This is a genomic window from Salinispora sp. H7-4, from assembly GCF_013416675.1.
GTDB lineage: Bacteria > Actinomycetota > Actinomycetes > Mycobacteriales > Micromonosporaceae > Micromonospora > Micromonospora vitiensis.
Window position 1 is genome coordinate 20,712 of sequence record NZ_JABZED010000007.1, and the last position, 18,951, is coordinate 39,662.

Sequence of the window (18,951 nt, forward strand, 5' to 3'; positions counted from 1 at the left end):
GCCGCTCAGCCGGCGGCGGTGCTGTCCCCAGTGCCGCGTTCGCGGCCCAGAGTGGAGCGAATCTCGTCGAGCCGGGCCACGGCGGCCGAGTCGGCGACCGGAGCACCCTGCTGCTCGGACCGGGTGACGGCAGGCCGCTCGGCCGTGCCGCGTAGCTGTTCCCCGGCCATGCCGGCACGAATCTGATCGAGTCGGGCGGAACCCGCCGCGTCGAGAGCCGCCTGCTGAAGGTCGAGCATCTGCCCCTCGACCGAGTTGCCGGCGAGCTCGGCTCGGCCCATCGCGTTGGCGTAGCGCCGCTCGATGCGCTCGCGCACCTCGTCCAGGGTGGGGGTGGTACCCGGGGCGGTGATCGCGGACATCGACTCCAGCGATGCGGCCACGTTCTCCTGCATCTTGGCCTGCTCGAGCTGGCTGAGCAGCTTCGCCCGCTCGGCGAGCTTCTGCTGGAGGATCATCGAGTTGTTCTCGACCGCCTTACGCGCCTGCGCCGCCGCGCCGAGCGCCTGGTCGTGCAGGGTCTTGAGGTCTTCGGTGGCCTGCTCCGCGGTTACCAGCTGGGTGGCGAGCGCCTGGGCGGACTGCTCGTAGCGGGTGGCTTCGGTGACGCTGCCCCGGACGCGGGCCTGATCGGCCAGGACCAGGGCCTGGCGGGCGTTGCCCTGCAACCGTTCGACCTCGGACATCTGTCGGGACAGCTTCATCTCCAGCTGCCGCTGGTTGCCGATCACCGCGGCGGCCTGCTGGACGAGCAGCTGGTGCTGCCGCTGAGATTCCTCGATCGCCTGCTGGACCTGCACCTTCGGATCGGCACGCTCGTCGAGTTTGGTGCCGAAGAGCGCCATCAGATATTTCCAACCCTTGACGAACGGGTTCGCCATCTCCGCGGTATCCCCTCACTAGCAACGCGGCCGGCCGCGACCTGGCCGGCCGCGACGGCAGTGACTCCATCGTCGCAGGCGGATGCCAGTTTGGGCAGCCGCCGACAACGCAGCGGGGCCACGGTGCCATGACAACCCTACGCGCGCTCAGGCGGCGCAGACCACGTCCCGGTCCGTTGCGCGAACCCGGGTGTGCAGGGTCGCCTTGAGCGGCGACTCCTGGCGGACCTGCACCGACACTGTGCCGTCCGAGGAGACCTGGCGGACCGCCCGGCCGGCGGTCTTGCCGTGGTTGGCGGCCGGGACCGGGGCGGACTGCTGCCCGGTCGGCTCGTCCTGGACCGGCACCAGCACCCCCGACATCTGCTCGGCGAGCGCCACCGTGTCGCTCACCTCACGCAGCAGCTCGGAGAGGCGGGCGCCGAGCGCGTCACAGATGGCGGCCAGCAGCTCGCTCGACGGTTCCTTGTGCCCACGCTCGATCTCGGAGAGGTAGCCGAGGCTGACGTTGGCGGCCGAGGAGACCTCGCGCAGGGTGCGGTGCTGCCCCTGCCGGCGTGTCCGTAGCGCGTCACCGATCAGGCGGCGTAGCAGGACCATCGCACCTCCCCTGGAGGAACACTCCGTGTCTCGACGACCCGGGGAATCCGGGCCCCGACCACCGGAACCTTCCCGCAACCGTACCCGGTGCCGGCTTGGCCGACATACCGCCCCGCCTGCCGAATCGGGCAGCGGGCCGGCAAGCCAACCAAACGGCAACGCTGCCGACAAAGAGTGCCGACCTTATCACGTTCGGTATCGCTACGCACCATCGACCGGATCGCGGGGCGCCCCGGCCACCCGTTCGGCCAGCAGCCGAAGCGCCTGCACCACACTGGCGGACCGGATGAGCTCACGGCCTCCACCCAGCTCCAGCCGGCGCACCGCGCTGCCGCTCGGACCGGCCACCGCCACGTACACCAGGCCGACCGGCTTGCCGCCCTGCGGCTCCGGCCCGGCCACGCCGGTGGTAGCCAGGCACCAGTCGGCGGCGCACCGCCGCCGACCTCCCCGCGCGAGCGCCACGGCCACGTCCGGGTCGACCGGACCACGCCCGGTGAGCAGCTTCGCCGACACCTCGGCCAGCTGGGACTTCAGCTCGGTCGCGTAGACCACCAGCCCACCGCGGTAGACGCTGCTCACCCCGGCGACCTCCACGATCGTGGCGGCGAGCAGACCACCGGTCAGCGACTCGACCGTGGCGAGCGTCTCCCCCCGCCGGGCCAGGCTGTGCACGACGCTGGCGGCGGGGCCTTCGACGGGCCGCTCGGCATCCGCTCCCAGCCCCATGGTTGCTCTCCCCCCGCCGGTCCTGGTCAGCGCGCGGGCCGCCGCAGCCGAAGCGCCTGCACCACGTAGTCGATGCCACTGACCACCGTAACCGCCACCGCGGCACCCATGACCCACGGTCCGACCAGGTCCAGCGGCGCCGGCATGGGCCAGAGGTACCAGACGATCGCGAGGGTCTGCAGAGCCGTCTTGATCTTCCCACCCCGGCTGGCGGCGATGACGCCGTACCGGATCACCCAGAACCGCAGTGCGGTGATGCCCAGCTCCCGAAAGAGGATCGTTCCGGTCACCCACCACGGAAGCTGGTCGTAAGCGGAGAGCAACAACAGCGCGACGCCGGTAAGCGCCTTGTCCGCGATCGGGTCGGCCACCTTACCCACCGAGGTGACCAGCCCGAAACGGCGCGCGATCCACCCGTCCACCAGGTCGGTGAAGGCAGCCCCGACGAAAATCAGACAGGCCGCGATCCGCCAGCCGACGTGAGTCATCTCGGAGACGACCACCGAGACGGCGAAGACCGGCACCAACACCAGCCGCAGCAACGTCAGGGCGTTGGCGGCGTTGAGCACCGGCACCCGGGTAGCCGCCGGCGCTGGCTCCGCCGCTCCGGTCACCGCCGTGTCCCGCCGCCGCTCCGGCCCCGCGCCCTCCGTGTCCCCCCGCCGCACCGTCACCGCGCCACGCCCGGCGCCGCCGAGATCATCGCCTCCGGTACGGCGAGGAGGTCCACACCCTCCGTAGCGGTGACGGTGCACTGCACCAGGTCACCAGGGCGCAGTGCGGTGAGGTCCGCGCCCCCCTCGGCTGGGGCGACCAGGGTGGTTGAGCCGTCCACCTCGGGGGCCTGGTGCGCGGCCCGACCCTCCACCACGCCGCCGTCGACCGAGTCGACCAACACCTGCACCGTCGAGCCGAGCCGCTGCTCGGCCCGCTGCGCGCAGAGCTCGTCGGCGAGGGCGCTGAGTCGGTCGTAGCGACGCCGGACGGTAGCGGCGGTGACCTTGCCGGGCAGGCCGGCGGCCTCGGTGCCGTCCTCGTCGCTGTAGTCGAACACCCCGATCGCGTCCAGCCGCGCCGCCTCCAGGAAGCGGACCAGTTCGGCGACGTCGGCCCGGGTCTCGCCGGGAAAACCGACGATGAAGTTGCTCCGCGCGCCGGCCTCCGGGGCGAGCTCCCGGATGCTGCCCAGCAGTTCCAGGAACCGGTCGGTGGAGCCGAACCGGCGCATTCGCCGCAGCACCGTCTCGCTGGAGTGCTGGAAGGAGAGGTCGAAGTACGGGGCGACGCCCGGCGTGGTGGCGATCGCCTCGACCAGTCCGGGACGGGTCTCCGCCGGCTGGAGGTAGCTCGCCCGTACCCGAACGATGCCGTCCACCGCGGCGAGCTGGGGCAGCAGCTTCTCCAGTGCCCGCGGGTCGCCCAGGTCCTTGCCGTAGGAGCTGGAATTCTCGCTGACCAGGACCAACTCCCGCACCCCGGTCTTGGCCAGCCACTCCGCCTCGGCGAGCAGCGCCTCCGGCGGACGGGAGACGAACGCACCGCGGAAGGCGGGGATGGCGCAGAAGGCACACCGCCGGTCGCAGCCGCTGGCCAGCTTGAGCGACGCGACCGGTCCGGTGTCGAGCCGACGCCGCAGCACCGGACGCAGATGCGCCGGAGTGTGCTCGTCCACCTCGATTGGAGCGGACCGCGTGCCGGAGTGCGGCACAGGGACCGGGGTGCCGGAGTGCGACACGGTGGCCGGGGTGCCGTGGCCCGGCACCGACACCGCCGCCTCCGCCCGCCGCACCGGGGTGAGCGGGAGCAGCTCGCGCCGGTCCCGCGGGGTGTGCGGGTCGATCGCGGTTCCGGCGAGCACCGACCCGAGCCGATCAGAGATGTCCGGGTAGTCGTCGAAGCTCAGCACCGCCTGCGCCTCGGGCAGGCTCTCCGCGAGCTCCCGCCCGTACCGCTCGGCCATGCATCCCGCCGCCACCACCTTCGCGCCGGTTTCGGCGGCGGCCAACAGCGTCTGGATCGAGTCCTGCTTGGCCTTCTCGACGAATCCGCAGGTGTTCACAACCACCACGTCGGCGCCTTCACCGTCGGTGGTCACCTGCCAACCGTCGGAGTGCAGCCGGGCAGCCAGCTCCTCGGAGTCGACCTCGTTGCGGGCGCAGCCCAGGGTCAGCAGGGCGACGCGGCGGCCGTCGGCGGGGGCGGGAGGGGTGGCAGACACCATCCGAGGGTACCGGGCGCGGGTTGACCATCCGGCAACCGCCAGCAGCCGGCCTCGACGGGCTCCCCTCCGGGTCAACCCGACACAGCCGCACCGGTTGGTCAGACCGTCGCGGTCACCCGGACCAGGCGATCGAGCAGGAACAGCTCGGTACCGCCCAGGCCGGTGGCGCAGCAGACGGAGATCTGGTCCGCGCTGGTCCGGCCGGGCACCGCCGCCGCCAGGACCGCGCCCAGGTCGCGCAACCGTTCGGCGTACGGGGGTAGGGCGGCGAGCATCGGTGGGGCGTACCCGGCGGCCTGGGCCGGCGAGTCGGTGACCAGCACCTCGGCCCGGTCCAGCAGATCCGGGCCGAACTCGTGCCGGTCGACCTGCTTGAAGCCCACCGCGTTCACGTGGGTGCCGGGCGCGAGGTCCGCGGCGGCCACCACCGGGGTGGTGCTGGAGGTGGCGATCACGACGATGTCCCGGCCGGCGACGGCCGCCGCCGCGGAGTCGACTGCCCGCGCCGGTACGCCCAGTTCGGCGTGGATCCGGTTGGCGAAGGCGGTACGCCGCGCTGCCGAGCGGCTGTACACGCGCACCTCCCGCAGGGGCCGTACCGCCGCGGCGGCCCAGACCTGCGCCCACGCCTGCCGGCCCGAGCCGACCACCCCGAGCGTGGCCGCGTCCGGGCGGGCCAGCGCGTCGATGGCGACCCCACCCAACCCACCGGTACGCCGGGAGCTCAGCTCCGTCCCGACCGCGACCGCCCGGACCCCGCCGGTGCCGGCGTCGTGTAACACCACCACCGGTTCGCTTCCCGGGAGCCCGAAGGTGTCGTAGGAGCAGGAGCCGTACCACTGACCGACGAGGTGGCCGGCGGTCAGCACCATCCGGCCCCCGTCCAGCGGTGCGGTGGCCCGGGGCGGGGCGACCAGTCGACCGTCGTGGGCGGCGCGCAGCGCGTCCCGCATGGCGGCGACGGTCGTCGGGGCGTCGAGCCCGGCAGCGACCTCGGAGTCAGTGAGAAGCAGCGACATAAACCGATACTGCAAGATAAAGCTAGGTTTAGCTCCAGCCGTAGTGGTGAAGATCACCTTCACCGCGCTGCTCCGCTCTCCGGTAGCTGCTACCGTCCCGCAAATGGCCTGGACCGTGTTGGTGATCTCCGGACTCCTCGAAACCGCGTGGGCCATCGCCCTCGACCGCAGCGCCGGCTTCAGCCGGCTCGTCCCCACGATTGTCTTCGCCGTCACGGCTGCCCTGAGCATGATCGGCCTCGCCTACGCGCTCCGGGAGATCCCGGTCGGCACCGGCTACGCGGTCTGGGTCGGCATCGGCGCGGTCGGTACCGCCGTGGTGGGGATGGTGGCGTTGAACGAGTCAACCAGCCTGCCCCGGCTCCTCTGCCTCCTGCTGGTGGTCGCCGGCGTGGTGGGCCTGAAGATCTACCACTGACGGCCGAGCCCGTCGGGACGACGGCCCCGGTCAGTCCCCGCCGCCGCGCAGGCCGACCAGAACCTCCGGCAACTCGTCCGGCTTCACCAGGACATCCCGGGCCTTGGAACCCTCGGACGGGCCCACCACGCCGCGGTTCTCCATCAGATCCATCAGCCGACCCGCCTTCGCGAAACCGACCCGCAGCTTGCGCTGCAGCATCGAGGTGGAGCCGAACTGCGAGGTGACCACCAGCTCAACCGCCTGCACCAGCAGGTCGAGGTCGTCGCCGATATCCTCGTCGATCTTCTTCTTACTCTCCTGGGCCACGGTGAGCACATCCGCGCGGAACTCCGGCTCCCGCTGCTCCCGGCAGAACCGGACCACATCGGCGATCTCCCGCTCGGTCACCCACGCGCCCTGGATCCGGACCGGCTTGGCGGCACCCATCGGTAGGAAGAGACCATCACCGCGACCGAGCAGCTTCTCCGCACCCGGCTGATCCAGGATGACCCGCGAATCGGCCAGCGACGAGGTCGCGAAGGCGAGCCGGGACGGCACATTGGCCTTGATCAGACCGGTCACCACATCCACCGACGGGCGTTGGGTGGCGAGCACCAGGTGGATGCCGGCGGCCCGGGCGAGCTGGGTGATCCGGACGATGGAGTCCTCCACGTCCCGCGGGGCAACCATCATCAGGTCGGCCAACTCGTCCACGATCACCAGCAGGTACGGGTACGGCCGCAGTTCCCGCTCACTGCCGGGCGGAGCCGTGATCTCACCATTGCGAACCTTGCGATTGAAGTCGTCGATGTGCCGGACCCCGTTGGCGGCCAGATCGTCGTAGCGCATGTCCATCTCGCGCACGACCCACTCCAGCGAGTCGGCCGCCTTCTTGGCGTTCGTCACGATCGGCGTGACCAGGTGCGGGATCCCCTCGTAGCCGGTCATCTCGACCCGCTTCGGGTCGATCAGCAGCAGCCGCACCTCGTCCGGGGTGGCCCGGGTCAGGATCGAGACCAGCAGTGAGTTCAGGCAGCTCGACTTCCCCGCGCCGGTGGCCCCCGCGATGAGAATGTGCGGCGTCTTCGCGAGATTGGCCACCACATAGCCGCCCTCGATGTCCTTACCGAGCGCGACCACCATCGGATGGTGGTCGCTGGTGGCCGCCCGGGAGCGCAGCACGTCGCCGAGGGCGACATTCTCCGGATCAGTGTTCGGGATCTCCACACCGATCGCGCTCTTGCCCGGGATCGGGCTGAGGATGCGCACGTCCGGCGACTTCACCGCGTAGGCGATGTTGCGGGAGAGTTGGGTGATCCGCTCCACCTTGACGCCGGGGCCCAGCTCGACCTCGTACCGGGTCACCGTCGGCCCCCGGGTGAAACCGGTGACCGCGGCGTCCACGTCGAACTGCTCAAACACCCCGGTCAGCGCGGCGATCACCTCGTCATTGGCCCGGCTGCGCTTCTTCGGGGCGGCACCACTGCCCAGCAGGGTCGCCGGGGGCAGCGCGTAGTCGCCCGCCAGCCCGGTCAACGCGAGCTGCTCGGCCCGGGTGGGCAGCGGCGAGTGCTCCGGTGGCTCCGCCGGCTTCCGACTGGCCGGCACCTTCGCCGACGACTTACGGGGCAGTACGAGCGTCTCCTGCAGATCCGCGCCCGCCAGATCATCGGCGAAGTCATCCGGGTCCGGCGTTGGCGGCGGCGTCCGCTTCGCCGCACGCCTGCGCACCGGCTTGCCGGTCTCCGCCGCGGCCTCCTCGGTGGCTTCCGCGCCCGCCGTGGTGCCGACCACCGTGCCGGCCAACAGACCGAGCCGCTCCGGAATCTTGTTGATCGGGGTCGCGGTGACCACCAGCAGCCCGAAGACCAGGAGCAGTAGCAGCAGCGGCACGGCCACCCAGGCGGTTACCGCCCGCTCCAGCAGGCTGCCCACCCCCGCACCGATCAGGCCACCCGCGAAGTCCCGCTGCTCCTGCGAGGTCGGCTCCTGCCCGATGTGCAGCAGCGCGGCCGTAGCGACCAGCATGGACGCCCAGCCGACCGGGCCCCGCCCCCGGTGTTCCGGGGCGGTCTGCTCCCGCATCAGCCGCCAGGCACCGATCATCAGCAGCACCGGCACCACGACGGCGATCGCACCGAGAAACAGCCGTACGGCGTCGGCCAGCCGCTCCCCGACCGGTCCGGCCTTGTCGAACCAGATGCTGGCCCCGCTGAGCAGCGCGAGGCCGAGCACCAGCAGCCCGGCGCCGTCGCGCCGGTGCTCGGGGTCGAGGCCACGGGCCGCGGCGGCCTGCCGGCCAGCGGCGCGAACCGACCAGCCCACCCCGTGCGCGAGACCCATCCACAGTGCCCCGAGCGCCCGGCCCACCGAGCCAGCCGGGTTGGTGCGGGCCGGCGGACGACGCTTGGCGGCAGCCCGGGGCTTCTTCGCCGGCTGCCGGGCACGGTTGTTCGTACTGCCTCGCGGCGACGCGCCGCGCCGCCGACTCGCCTGAGAGGTACGGCCCGCCATAGCATCAACCTAGCGGCGGTACCCGGCGGATCGCCGCTATTTCAGGTCGTGTCCGCGCGTCGGCACGCGAATCCGCCGCCGGTCGTGATATTCGCCTCAGAAGGGATGCCGTATGGCGTCGCCGACCGGGGATATTCCGGACCGCCTCCTGGGCGGCTACCCGGGCGCCCTGAGCCCACTCACCAATGAGCTGGTCGCCACCGTACTCACCCAGCGGGGCTACGCGGTGGAGACCGACCCGGCCGGGGAACTGGTCGGCCGGTGGGCCGACAGTCTCATCTGGTTCCTGCGGCCCGGGACCGCCGGCGAGCTGCTCCAGGTACGCACCGTCGTGGCACCCACCTTCGCGATCGAGTACGTCCCCGCGCTGCACGCCTTCTGCAACGCCTGGAACCACGACCGGCTCTGGCCCAAGGCGTTCGTACACGTCGAAGATGACGGTCGGGCGCGAATCTGTGGAGAGGTCATCACCGACCTCGAACGCGGCGTGACCCCGCACCAACTCGACCGACTCCTCGACCGCGGCATCACCACCGGTTGCCAGCTCGCCGCCGAGGTGGACCGGCTACCCGGCGGGGTACGGTCGTGATCGGGCAGCCCGGCGGCCGCGGGCTGGACGAGTTCGGCTGGCCGGGGCGGCCACCACGCCGCCAACGACCCGGGCGGGACGGCCGCCCCCTCGCCGAGGAGCTGGCCGACGCCCGGGACTCCCCCGACGGCGAGACCCGCAGCGCCGAGCTGGAACGGATCGCCGCGCGCGCCGACGCCGCCGGCGACGACCGGTCGGCGCTGGCGGCCCGGCTCGCGCTGATCGAGACCTACCTGCTCGACGAAGGGCGGTGGCGCCTGGTCGAGCCGGTCCGCCGCTGCCTCGCCGCCGTGGACCGGCGGCCCGACCTGATGCCGCCCGACGGTCACGAGACCCTGGCCCGCTACCGGCGGTACGCGGTCGAAGCCCTGCTCGGCAGCCCGCGTGGTGGCCTGGACCAGGCCCGGGCCCTCCTCGACGACCTCGGCACCGCCGACACCGCGACCGCCGCCGAACTCTACTGCCGGATCGCGGACCACCTCGGCGACGAGCCGACCGCCCGGTCCTGGTACGACCGCTGGGTAGCGGCGCCCACCACCCCGGCCGACGGCTGCCTCAGCTGCGCCGCCGTCCGACGGGCGGAGCTGCTCGCCGGGTGGGAGGAGTGGTCCGCCGCGCTGGACCTCCTGGCCGGGGTGAACCCGGACGAGTGCACCGGAGCACCGGAGCGGGGGCTAGCCGCCGGGATGCTCCCGTGGCTCCGAACCGGCGCGACCGAATCGGCCGCGGCGGCACACGTGCACGCGTACCAGCGGCACCGACGCGAACGGGCCGGCTTCGCGTACCTCGCGGCGCATCTGCGCTTCTGCACGCTCAGCGGAAACCCGGTCCGCGGCCTGGCCGTCCTCACCGAGCAGCTGCCCCGGCTGGATCGGGCTCCCGACGAGCTCTCCGCGATGGAGTTCGCCGCCGCCGGGGCGCTGGTGTGCGGGGTCGCTGTCGCGGCCAACCTCGGCGAGCAGCGGGTGCACCGCCCCGGGTACGGGCAACGGCCCGCGGCCGACCTCGACCTCGCCACCCTCGGGGCCGCGCTGACCGACCTGGCCACCGGGCTGGCCGGCAGCTTCGACGCGCGCAACGGCACCGGGCACCAGTCCGGGCGGGTCGCCTCCTGGCTGGACGAGCGGGGCGCAGCCGAACGGGCCCTGGCCCATCCGGTGGCGCTGCCGTTCGAGCGCCCGGACGACGACGAACCCGACCGCGAGCCGGACGACCAACCGGCCGACCAGCCCGCCCCGCTCAGCCTGGCAGCGATCACCAACGCCCTGGACCGGCGCGGCGACAAGTACATCCTGGACGCCACGGACACCGTCGTGGGGCGCTGGGGTGAGGCGCTGATCCAGGTACGGCGGGCCGGCGAGCGCGGCGAGGTCCTGCACGTACGTGCCGTGGCCGGTCGCCGGCTGCCCGCCGACCGGCGCGCCGAGGCGTACGCGTTCTGCAACGCCTGGAACCAGGACCGGCTCCTACCGACGGCGTACGTGCACGACTCCGGCGCCGAGCTGGTGCTGGCCGGTGATGTCAGCACCGACCTGTCCCACGGGGTCGCGCCCACCCAGCTGGATGTGCTGCTGGCCGCCGCGGTACGCACCGGCTCGGCGTACGCCGACGCGGTCGCGGAGCTGCCCTGACCCGGGCCGGCTCCCCGACCTCACCGCGCCTCGGCTCAGACCTCCACCACGTTCGGGACGATCATGGGCCGACGCCGGTACGCGTCGTTGACCCACCGCCCCACCGCGCGGCGCACGATCTGCTGCAGTTGGTGCGGATCGGTGATGCCGTCGGCCGCCGCACGGTTGAGCACCTCGGTGATCAACGGCACCACCGGGTTGAACGCCTCCGGGTCCTCGGAGAAACCCTTGGCGGAGACGGTCGGCCCACCAACCACCTTCCCGGTGACCGAATCGACCACCACGGTGGCCGCGATGAACCCGCCGTCGCCCAGGATCCGCCGCTCGGTGAGCAGCGACTCCGACACGTCCCCGACGGCGAGGCCGTCGACGTAGACGTACCGGCTCCTGACCCGTCCGACCACGCTGGCCCGCCCCTCGACCAGGTCGACCACGTCGCCGTCCTCGCAGAGCACCACCCGATCGGCGGCGACCCCGGACTCGACGCCGAGCCGGGCGTGGGCGCGCAGGTGCCGCCACTCACCGTGGACCGGCATCAGGTTGCTCGGCCGAACCATGTTGAGCAGGTAGAGCAGCTCGCCTGCGGGGGCGTGCCCGGAGACGTGCACCTTGGCCACGTCCTTGTGCACGACGACGGCACCCGCCCGGGCCAGTCGGTTGATCACCCGGAAGACCGAGGTCTCGTTGCCGGGCACCAACGAGGAGGCGAGCACCACGGTGTCGCCGGGGGCGATGGTGATGTGCCGGTGATCACCGCTGGCCATCCGACCCAGCGCGCTCATCGGCTCGCCCTGGCTGCCGGTCGACATCAGCACGATCTGGTCGGGCGGCATGCTGGTGGCCTCGTCGAGCCCGACGACCAGGCCGGGTGGGATGTTCAGCAGACCGAGGTCGCGGGCGATGCCCATGTTGCGCACCATCGACCGGCCGATCAGCGCCACCTTGCGGCCATGCTCCACCGCGGAGTCGAAGACCTGCTGGACCCGGTGCACGTGCGAGGCGAACGACGCGACGATGATCCGGCCCCGAGCCTTGGCGAAGATCGAGTCGAGTACCGGGCCGATCTCCCGCTCGGGCGTGACGAAGCCGGGAATCTCGGCGTTGGTGGAGTCGGACAGGAGCAGGTCCACCCCCTCCGCGCCGAGCCGCGCGAAGCCGGCCAGGTCGGTGATCCGGCCGTCCAGCGGGAGCTGGTCCATCTTGAAGTCGCCGGTGTGCAGCACCAGGCCGGCCGGGGTACGGATGGCCACGGCGAGCGCGTCCGGGATCGAGTGGTTGACCGCGAAGAACTCACACTCGAAGGGGCCCAGCTGCTCCCGACCGCCCTCCCGCACCGTCAGCGTGTACGGCTGGATCCGCCGCTCGGCGAGCTTCGCCTCGACCAGGGCGAGGGTGAACTCCGAACCGACCAGCGGGATGTCCGGCTTGTGGGCGAGCAGGTACGGCACCGCGCCGATGTGGTCCTCGTGGCCGTGCGTGAGCACGATCGCCTGAACGTCGTCGAGGCGGTCCAGGATCGGGGCGAAGTCGGGCAGGATCAGGTCCACGCCCGGCTGCTCCACGTCCGGGAAGAGCACGCCGCAGTCGACGACCAGTAACTTCCCGTCGTACTCGAAGACGGTCATGTTCCGACCGATGGCGCCGAGCCCGCCCAGCGGAATGATCCGCAGCCCACCCTCGGGCAGCGGCGGCGGCAGTTCTGTCTCGATTCGCGCCTCGGTCACGCGTTCACCTCATTCTGCGACGCCGTCACCCGGCGTCCGTCGTGTCGTTCGTTCATTCAGGGAGGTCCAGGCCCGCCGCCGCGCAGGCGGCGCGGAGCTGGGCGAGCTGGTCGGCGGTGGCGTCCACCAGCGGGGAACGGACCGGACCGGCGGGCAGTCCCTTCGCCGCCAGGCCGGCCTTGACCAGGATCGTGCCCGGAGCCCGGAAGATTCCCGTGTACAGCGGCAGCAGCCGTCGGTGCAGGGCGAGCGCGGTGGCGTTGTCCCCCGCGTCGAACGCCCGGATCAGCTCCTGGGTCCGCGCCCCGGTGAAGTGGGTTGACGTGCCGACCACCCCGACCGCACCGACCGCCAGCGCGGGCAGCAGGAGCGAATCCTCGCCGCTGTAGACGGCCATACCGGTCCGGCTGGTCACCCAGCTGGTGGCGGTCAGGTCGCACTTGGCGTCCTTCACCGCGACGATCCGGCCGTGCTCGGCCAGGCGCACCAGCGTCTCGGTCTCGATCGCCACCCCGGCGCGGTGCGGGATGTCGTAGAGCATCACCGGCAACCCGCTGGCGTCGGCCACCGCGGTGAAGTGTCGCACCAGGCCCGCCTGCGGCGGCCTGCTGTAGTACGGCGTCACCACCAGCAGGCCGTGCGCTCCGGCCTTCTCCGCCGAAGCGGCCAGCTCGATGGTGTGCCGGGTGTCGTTGGTGCCGACCCCGGCCACCACCTTGGCGCGATCGCCGACGGTGGCGACCACCGTCTCGATCAGGCGTTCCTTCTCCGCGTCGGTCGTGGTCGGCGACTCACCGGTGGTGCCGTTGACCACCAGCGCGTCGTTGCCCTGCTCGTCGACCAGGTAGTTCGCCAACCGGGCCGCACCATCCAGATCGAGCGCACCATCGGCGGCAAAGGGTGTCACCATGGCCGTGAGCACCCGCCCGAACGGCCGGGAGGCCGTCTGGGCGGGAGTGTCGGGGAGGTCACTCGTCATGCGTCCAACCTATCGGACGGCCTCCGAGCCCCCGACGGGGAAGGGCTCAGGACACCTTCGCGTGCGGGCTGGTCGCCACCTCGGTGCCGTCGGGCAGGGCGGAGATCACGAAGTCGTTGAAGACACTCGGGGCCACCCCCTGCAGCTGGCGGAGGCACTCCACCGCCAGCTCGCGGATCTCCACGTCGGCGTGCTCGGTCGCCCGCATGCCGACAAAGTGCCGCCACGCCCGGTAGTTGCCGGTGACCACGATGCGGGTCTCGGTGGCGTTCGGCAACACGGCCCGCGCCGCCTGCCGCGCGCGCTTGCGCCGCAGGGTGGCGTTGGGCTCGTCGGTGAAGCGCTGCTCCAGGCCCTCCAGCAGTTCGGTGTACGCCTGCACGCTCGCCTCGGCGGCCGCCACGAACCGCTTGTGTAGCTCCGGGTCGTCGGCGATCACGGCCGGCTCCACCATCGCCGCGTCCCGCTCCGGCACGTACCGCTGGGACAGCTGCGAGTACGAGAAGTGCCGGTGCCGGATCAACTCGTGGGTGAGCGACCGCGACACCCCGGTGAAGTAGAAGCTCACCGAGCCGTGCTCCAGCACGCTCAGGTGGCCCACCTCGAGAATGTGGGCGAGGTAGCCGGCGTTGGTCGCCGTCGCCGGGTTTGGCTTCTTCCAACTCTGGTAGCAGGCCCGCCCAGCGAACTCCGCGAGCGCCTGCCCCCCGTCGGCGTCAGTCGACCACCCCACGTCGTCTGGGGCCGCGAATTGGGTCCACGCAATAAGCTTGACCTGGGGCTGCACCATGTCCGGCATTCCTGCGACTGTAGTGGCGCGACCGGCGCCGACGGAAATCGGACCCCGCAGTCGGCGGGGAGCGGGCTTGGCCGCGGCACTCCCCATGGTGCGGGCCGGCACAGCGCGAGCACCGGCGCACCGGGAGTAGGCGGCGACCGGCGGGGCGGCGTGTGGCGAGCGCCACGCTGTGCCTACCGCCACGAGCGACCGGGGGCGAGCTGCAGAGCCCGGTCAGACGTAGAGCGCGGTGAACGGCGCCCAGGGCAGGTTGCGCGCCACGGAGAAAGCCAACCAGGCGCCCAGGAAAACCCCGATCAGCTTGTTACTGATCCGCAGTTCGGGTAGCCGCCACCCGAAGGCCTGTCGACCCGCCCACGCCACGAACAGGTACGCCAGGAAGGGAAGCGCGAAGACGAGGAGGAGATGGTGTCGGGCAGCGGCCGGCAGGTCGGCGTGCAGCAGGTACCAGAGGGCCCGGGTGCCACCACAGCCCGGACAGTCGAGCCCGCTCGTCAGCTTGAGCAGGCAGGTGGGGGCCGCATCCGGCGTGGACCGGGTCGGGTCGATCATCAGCGTGTAGCCAATGCCGGCGCCGATGCAGCCCAGGGCGGCCAGCGGCACCACCCACCGAGGCGCGCGTTGCTGGAGACGGAGCACGAAACGGGTCAGTCGGTCCGGCTGCGGAGCCGGATAGACCGGCGCCGCCGCCACCGGCCAGCCAGGCGGCGGTGGGGCCGCAGCCGCAGACCGCTGGCCAGCAGCATCAGTCGCCGCGGCGGCCCGGCTCTGCGGCCCGTCAACGCTCGTCACGTCGATCACGGTACACCCGCCACGCTCCTCAGGGCAGCGGCCAGCGGCACCGCCAGGTCACCTGCCGTCGGTGGCGCCACCGCGGCCAGGCCCAGCCAGCCAGCGAGCCGGTACAACTCGGCGGCGAGCGCGAGCGCCGTCTCACCCGCCTCCGCGCCGGGCTCCTGCCACGCTGCCGGCACGAGGAGTACCCCGTTCTTCCGGTCGGCCTTCAGGTCGACCCGGGCCGTGAACCGCTCCCCCTGCAGAAACGGCAACACGTAGTAGCCGTACACCCGCTTCGGCGCCGGGACGTAGATCTCGATGCGGTAGCTGAAATCGAACAACCGCTGCGTGCGGCCCCGCTCCCAGACCAGCGGGTCAAAAGGGCTGACCAGCCGGTTGCCCCGCACCCAACGGGGCAGTCGGGCCTCGGCGTGCAGCCAGGCCGGCTGCCGCCAGCCCGCCACGGTTACCGGAAGCAGCTCCCCCGCCTCCGCCAGCTCGGCAATCGCCGCCCGCGCCGGCGCCAGCGGCAACCGGAAGTAGTCCCGCAGCTCCGGCTCCGCCGCCACGCCGAGGGAGCGGGCGGCCACGGCCACCAGCGCCCGGTACGCCTCGGCGTCGCTCGGGGTGGGCGCCGCCAGCACCGCCGCCGGCAGCACCTGCTCCGGCAGGGCGTAACGGCGGGCGAAGGACGTCGTACGCTCGGCGGCCGTCACCTCGCCGGACCAGAACAGGTACTCCACCGCCCGCTTCGTCGCGGACCAGTTCCAGCCCCAGTTGCCGGTCACTCGGTCAGCGTCCTGCTCGATCTCCGCGGCGGTGATCGGCCCGCGGGCCGCTACCTCGTCCCGGACCCACGCCACCAGATCCGGCTGCTCCTCGGCGATCCGGCGCATGCCGCCCCACGCCTGGCTACGGGCGCGCGCCATCCGCCAGCGCAGCGCCGGCTGCAACGCGACCGGCACCAGCGACGCCTCGTGCCCCCAGTACTCGAAAAGATCACGGGGCTGGCGGTACGCGGCCCCGTCGAGCAGCGTCGTCGGATAGGGACCGAGGCGGCTGTAGAGCGGCAGATAGTGCGCCCGCTGGAGCACGTTGACCGAGTCCAGCTGGATCAGGCCGACCCGGTCCAGCACGCGACGCAGGTGCCGACGGGTGGGAACACCAGTCGGCGCCGGGTCGGTGAAACCCTGGGCTGCCAGGGCGATCCGTCGGGCTTGGGCGAGCGAGAGCGATTCCGGCGTCGTCACCGCGGGGACACTAGGTCACCGGTACGACACCGCTCCGGGTTCGGCCCGCCTCCTCCTGCCCGGCCGTCCCGACCGCGGTCTGGTGCGTCGCGGTCCGGATCGGCAGAAACGCCAGCAGGGCCAGGCTGATCCAGACGTACGTGTTGCTGCCGAGGAAGCCGTCGATCCCGGTGAAGTCCCGCTCCCAGGCCCACACGATCCGGCTGATCAGGAACGCGTACGCGATGCCCACGGCCGCCAGTAGCCGGCGCCGCCGACGGCTGTCGGCGGGCGCGGCCATCGCGTTGTCCACCAACAGGATGAGCGCCGGCAGCAGCCAGACCAGATGGTGCACCCAGGTGACCGGGCTGACCAGACACATCAGCACACCGGTCAACGCCAGCCCGGTCGCCTCGTCGCCGACGGCCACCGCGGACCGGGCCCGCCACACCCAAAGCGCCAGTACCACCACCACCAGTACCAACCAGGCGACGGTACTCGGATCCTCCGGGTTCAACCGGGCCACCACTCCACGGAGGGACTGGTTGGAGACGAAGGAGAGCTCACCCACGCGGTTGGTGTTCCACAGCGCCTCGGTCCAGAACACCCGGGAAGCGTCCGGAAAGAGGGCCGCGGCGAACAGGGTCGCGCCGGCGGCGGTACCCATCGCGGTGACCGCCGCCCGCCAGCGCCCGGTCACCAGCAGGTAGACGATGAAGATCCCCGGGGTCAGCTTGATCGCGGTGGCCAGGCCGATGGTGGCACCGGCCCACCGGCTCCCCGACGGCAGTAGTCGCAGCAGATCAACCGCCACCAGAAACAGCAACAGCATGTTGACCTGGCCAAAGTTCACCGTCTCCCGCATCGGCTCGTACGCCGCGGCGAGGCAGAGCGCTACCGCGATGGCAAACCAGCGGGTCCAGCCGGCACGGCGCGAGATCGGGTCCAGCAGCCACCAGAGCAGCACCAGGGTGACCACCACGCTCGCGGAGACGCTCAGCACGATCGCCACGGTCCAGGAGACGTACGCCATCGGCAGCATGACCAGGGCTGCGAACGGCGGATAGGTGAAGCCGTACTGGGTGAACGGGCGCAGGAAGTCGTAGATCTCCCCGCCGTCGTGCACCCAGTAGCGGATCGCGCCGTAGTAGACCCCAAGGTCAAAAAACCCGTGCCGCGCGGCCGCCACGGACAGGAACAGGGCCACCCCGACAGCGAGCCCGACCACACCGATCGCCTGTCTGACCGTCCGCTTGGCACCCTGCGCCATCGTCGCCTCCTCCACCCTGCGTAGGCTTTCGTGCCATGGCTCTCGGGTACGTCCGCCCGGCGCGTCCGCAGGACGCCGGCGATATCGCACGCATCCAACTCGCAACCTGGCGGGTCGCGTACCGCCGCATCCTGCCCCGGCAGGTGCTCGCGAACCTCGACGAGGCGTGGCTGGCCCAGCGGTGGACCGCAGCGGTGCAAGAGCCGCCCTCGGCCGCCCACCGGGTGCTGGTCGCCGTCGAACAGGCCGAGCAATCGTATCTGGTGGGATTCGCCGCCTCCGGCCCGGCCGACGTCGAGGCCCAGGCACCCGGCGAGCCCGCCGAAGCGCTGGGTCCGGACGTCGTTGCGGTCACCGACCTGCTGGTGGAGCCGCGCTGGGGCCGGCGCGGGCACGGCAGCCGGCTACTCGCCGCCGCGGTGGACCACTGGCGTGATGACGGGTTCACCCGCGCGGTGGCGTGGGCGTTCGACGCCGACGCGGCGACCCGGGGATTTCTGACCGGCACCGGGTGGGAACTGGACGGGGCGACCCGCGCGTTGGACGTGGACGACATGCTGGTCGCCCAGGTACGACTGCACGTCGCGGTCCCCGCGGAGCCGACCCCACTCCCTGACGACCCGACTCCCTGACGACCCGCCTCGCGGATCAACCCGCGACCCGGCCCCCGACTCCCGGGCCGCCCGGTGCACTGCCGGCCCGGGGCGATCCGCTCAGTCGAGCAGGGCGTCCAGGCCGACCGTCAGGCCGGGCCGATTGCGCACCTCGCGGGCAGCCAGCAGCACGCCGGGCATGAAAGACGCCCGGTCGTACGAATCGTGCCGGATGGTCAGCGTCTCGCCGGTGGTGCCGAAGAGCACCTCCTGGTGGGCCACGAGGCCGGTGGCGCGGACCGAGTGCACGCGTACGCCGTCGATCTCGCAGCCGCGGGCACCGGCCACCTCGTCCCGGGTGGCGTCCGGTGCCGGACCTTGACCGGCGGCGGCGCGGGCCGCCGCGATCAGGCGCGCGGTGTGCGTCGCGGTACCGCTCGGCGCGTCCAGCTTGCGCGGGTGATGCTGCTCGATGATCTCGACTGACTCGAAGTGGCGGGCGGCCCGTTCGGCGAACTGCATCATCAGCACCGCCCCGATGCCGAAGTTGGGGGCGACGACCACGCCCACCCCCGGCTTCCGGGCCAGCCAGCCGCGCATCCGCTCCAGTCGCGCCTCGGTGAAGCCCGTGGTGCCGACCACGGCACTGATGCCCTGGTCGATGCACCAGTGCAGGTTGTCCATGACCACGTCAGGGGTGGTGAAGTCGACGATCACCTCGGCTCCGGCGTCGGAGGCGTTGAACAACCAGTCGCCCTGGTCGACCATGGCCACCAACTCCATGTCGGTGGCCGCGTCCACCGCCTTGCACACCTCGATGCCCATCCGGCCACGGGCGCCCAGCACACCGACCCGGAGTGGCTCGTCCGCGCTCTTGTCCTGCTCGTCAGTCACAGCCGACAACCTATCCCAGCCGGGACAGGAGAATCGCCCGGGTGGGGTCGGGGTAGCCCGATGGACCGCGGCCGGAATTCCGGTGCCGGCGCTCCGGCTGGG

At 71.9% G+C, this 18,951-nt stretch carries 18 protein-coding genes; 4 read left to right on the top strand and 14 right to left on the bottom strand.

Going from position 1 to position 18,951, the window contains the following annotated elements; translation table 11 throughout:
- Positions 1 to 5: 5 nt before the first annotated feature.
- The 6 genes from H0524_RS08000 to H0524_RS08025 form a co-directional block, all read right to left on the bottom strand.
- Positions 6 to 881: a PspA/IM30 family protein gene (locus H0524_RS08000; protein ID WP_018728275.1), complete on the bottom strand. Its 876-nt coding sequence runs from the start codon at positions 879 to 881 to the stop codon at positions 6 to 8.
- Positions 882 to 1,028: 147 nt separating this feature from the next.
- Complete coding sequence (locus H0524_RS08005) at positions 1,029 to 1,481, bottom strand: helix-turn-helix domain-containing protein (protein ID WP_018728274.1); 453 nt, start codon at positions 1,479 to 1,481, stop codon at positions 1,029 to 1,031.
- A 201-nt stretch (positions 1,482 to 1,682) separates the two neighbouring features.
- Positions 1,683 to 2,210 carry a CinA family protein gene (locus H0524_RS08010; RefSeq protein WP_180198090.1) on the bottom strand — a complete coding sequence of 176 codons (528 nt, stop codon included), beginning with the start codon at positions 2,208 to 2,210 and terminating at the stop codon, positions 1,683 to 1,685.
- A gap of 26 nt (positions 2,211 to 2,236) precedes the next feature.
- Positions 2,237 to 2,824 carry a CDP-diacylglycerol--glycerol-3-phosphate 3-phosphatidyltransferase gene (pgsA, locus tag H0524_RS08015; protein ID WP_180198429.1) on the bottom strand — a complete coding sequence of 196 codons (588 nt, stop codon included), beginning with the start codon at positions 2,822 to 2,824 and terminating at the stop codon, positions 2,237 to 2,239.
- Between the two features lie 56 nt (positions 2,825 to 2,880).
- The gene (gene rimO, locus H0524_RS08020) at positions 2,881 to 4,431 is read right to left on the bottom strand and encodes a 30S ribosomal protein S12 methylthiotransferase RimO (protein WP_180198091.1); all 1,551 of its coding nucleotides are present in this window, start codon (positions 4,429 to 4,431) and stop codon (positions 2,881 to 2,883) included.
- Between the two features lie 98 nt (positions 4,432 to 4,529).
- Positions 4,530 to 5,450, bottom strand: coding sequence for an ornithine cyclodeaminase family protein (locus H0524_RS08025; RefSeq protein ID WP_180198092.1), 921 nt, complete (start codon positions 5,448 to 5,450; stop codon positions 4,530 to 4,532).
- Between the two features lie 103 nt (positions 5,451 to 5,553).
- Between H0524_RS08025 and H0524_RS08030 the strand changes: the two genes are divergently transcribed.
- Positions 5,554 to 5,868 (top strand): multidrug efflux SMR transporter, encoded by a 315-nt coding sequence (locus H0524_RS08030; protein WP_026322993.1) that lies wholly within the window; start codon positions 5,554 to 5,556, stop codon positions 5,866 to 5,868.
- 30 nt (positions 5,869 to 5,898) lie between these two features.
- Here H0524_RS08030 and H0524_RS08035 read toward each other — a convergent pair whose 3' ends face one another.
- Positions 5,899 to 8,364 carry a DNA translocase FtsK gene (locus H0524_RS08035; protein WP_180198093.1) on the bottom strand — a complete coding sequence of 822 codons (2,466 nt, stop codon included), beginning with the start codon at positions 8,362 to 8,364 and terminating at the stop codon, positions 5,899 to 5,901.
- 112 nt (positions 8,365 to 8,476) lie between these two features.
- On the opposite strand from H0524_RS08035, the gene H0524_RS08040 reads away from it, so the two are divergent.
- Together H0524_RS08040 and H0524_RS08045 are read left to right on the top strand one after the other, a co-directional pair.
- Entirely contained in the window at positions 8,477 to 8,953 is a 477-nt protein-coding gene (locus H0524_RS08040; protein WP_018219032.1) for a YbjN domain-containing protein, read from the top strand.
- Positions 8,950 to 10,584 (top strand): YbjN domain-containing protein, encoded by a 1,635-nt coding sequence (locus H0524_RS08045; RefSeq protein ID WP_180198094.1) that lies wholly within the window; start codon positions 8,950 to 8,952, stop codon positions 10,582 to 10,584. The genes H0524_RS08040 and H0524_RS08045 overlap by 4 nt, the downstream gene beginning before the upstream one ends.
- A 35-nt stretch (positions 10,585 to 10,619) precedes the next feature.
- On the opposite strand, the gene H0524_RS08050 is transcribed toward H0524_RS08045, so the two are convergent.
- From H0524_RS08050 to H0524_RS08075, 6 genes are all read right to left on the bottom strand, one after another.
- Positions 10,620 to 12,308: a ribonuclease J gene (locus H0524_RS08050; RefSeq protein WP_180198095.1), complete on the bottom strand. Its 1,689-nt coding sequence runs from the start codon at positions 12,306 to 12,308 to the stop codon at positions 10,620 to 10,622.
- A gap of 52 nt (positions 12,309 to 12,360) precedes the next feature.
- Positions 12,361 to 13,287 (bottom strand): 4-hydroxy-tetrahydrodipicolinate synthase, encoded by a 927-nt coding sequence (gene dapA, locus H0524_RS08055; RefSeq protein ID WP_180198096.1) that lies wholly within the window; start codon positions 13,285 to 13,287, stop codon positions 12,361 to 12,363.
- Between the two features lie 46 nt (positions 13,288 to 13,333).
- The gene (thyX, locus tag H0524_RS08060) at positions 13,334 to 14,077 is read right to left on the bottom strand and encodes an FAD-dependent thymidylate synthase (RefSeq protein ID WP_180198430.1); all 744 of its coding nucleotides are present in this window, start codon (positions 14,075 to 14,077) and stop codon (positions 13,334 to 13,336) included.
- A gap of 222 nt (positions 14,078 to 14,299) precedes the next feature.
- Entirely contained in the window at positions 14,300 to 14,887 is a 588-nt protein-coding gene (locus H0524_RS08065; RefSeq protein ID WP_180198097.1) for a DUF2752 domain-containing protein, read from the bottom strand.
- Positions 14,884 to 16,113 carry a winged helix-turn-helix domain-containing protein gene (locus tag H0524_RS08070; protein WP_180198098.1) on the bottom strand — a complete coding sequence of 410 codons (1,230 nt, stop codon included), beginning with the start codon at positions 16,111 to 16,113 and terminating at the stop codon, positions 14,884 to 14,886. Before H0524_RS08070 ends, H0524_RS08065 begins: the two co-directional genes overlap by 4 nt.
- A gap of 10 nt (positions 16,114 to 16,123) precedes the next feature.
- Positions 16,124 to 17,362: a glycosyltransferase 87 family protein gene (locus tag H0524_RS08075; RefSeq protein WP_180198099.1), complete on the bottom strand. Its 1,239-nt coding sequence runs from the start codon at positions 17,360 to 17,362 to the stop codon at positions 16,124 to 16,126.
- A gap of 35 nt (positions 17,363 to 17,397) precedes the next feature.
- Between H0524_RS08075 and H0524_RS08080 the strand changes: the two genes are divergently transcribed.
- The gene (locus H0524_RS08080; protein WP_180198100.1) at positions 17,398 to 17,994 is read left to right on the top strand and encodes a GNAT family N-acetyltransferase; all 597 of its coding nucleotides are present in this window, start codon (positions 17,398 to 17,400) and stop codon (positions 17,992 to 17,994) included.
- 81 nt (positions 17,995 to 18,075) lie between these two features.
- On the opposite strand, the gene dapB is transcribed toward H0524_RS08080, so the two are convergent.
- On the bottom strand, positions 18,076 to 18,849 hold the full coding sequence (gene dapB / locus H0524_RS08085) for a 4-hydroxy-tetrahydrodipicolinate reductase (RefSeq protein ID WP_180198101.1): 774 nt from the start codon (positions 18,847 to 18,849) through the stop codon (positions 18,076 to 18,078).
- Positions 18,850 to 18,951: the final 102 nt, after the last annotated feature.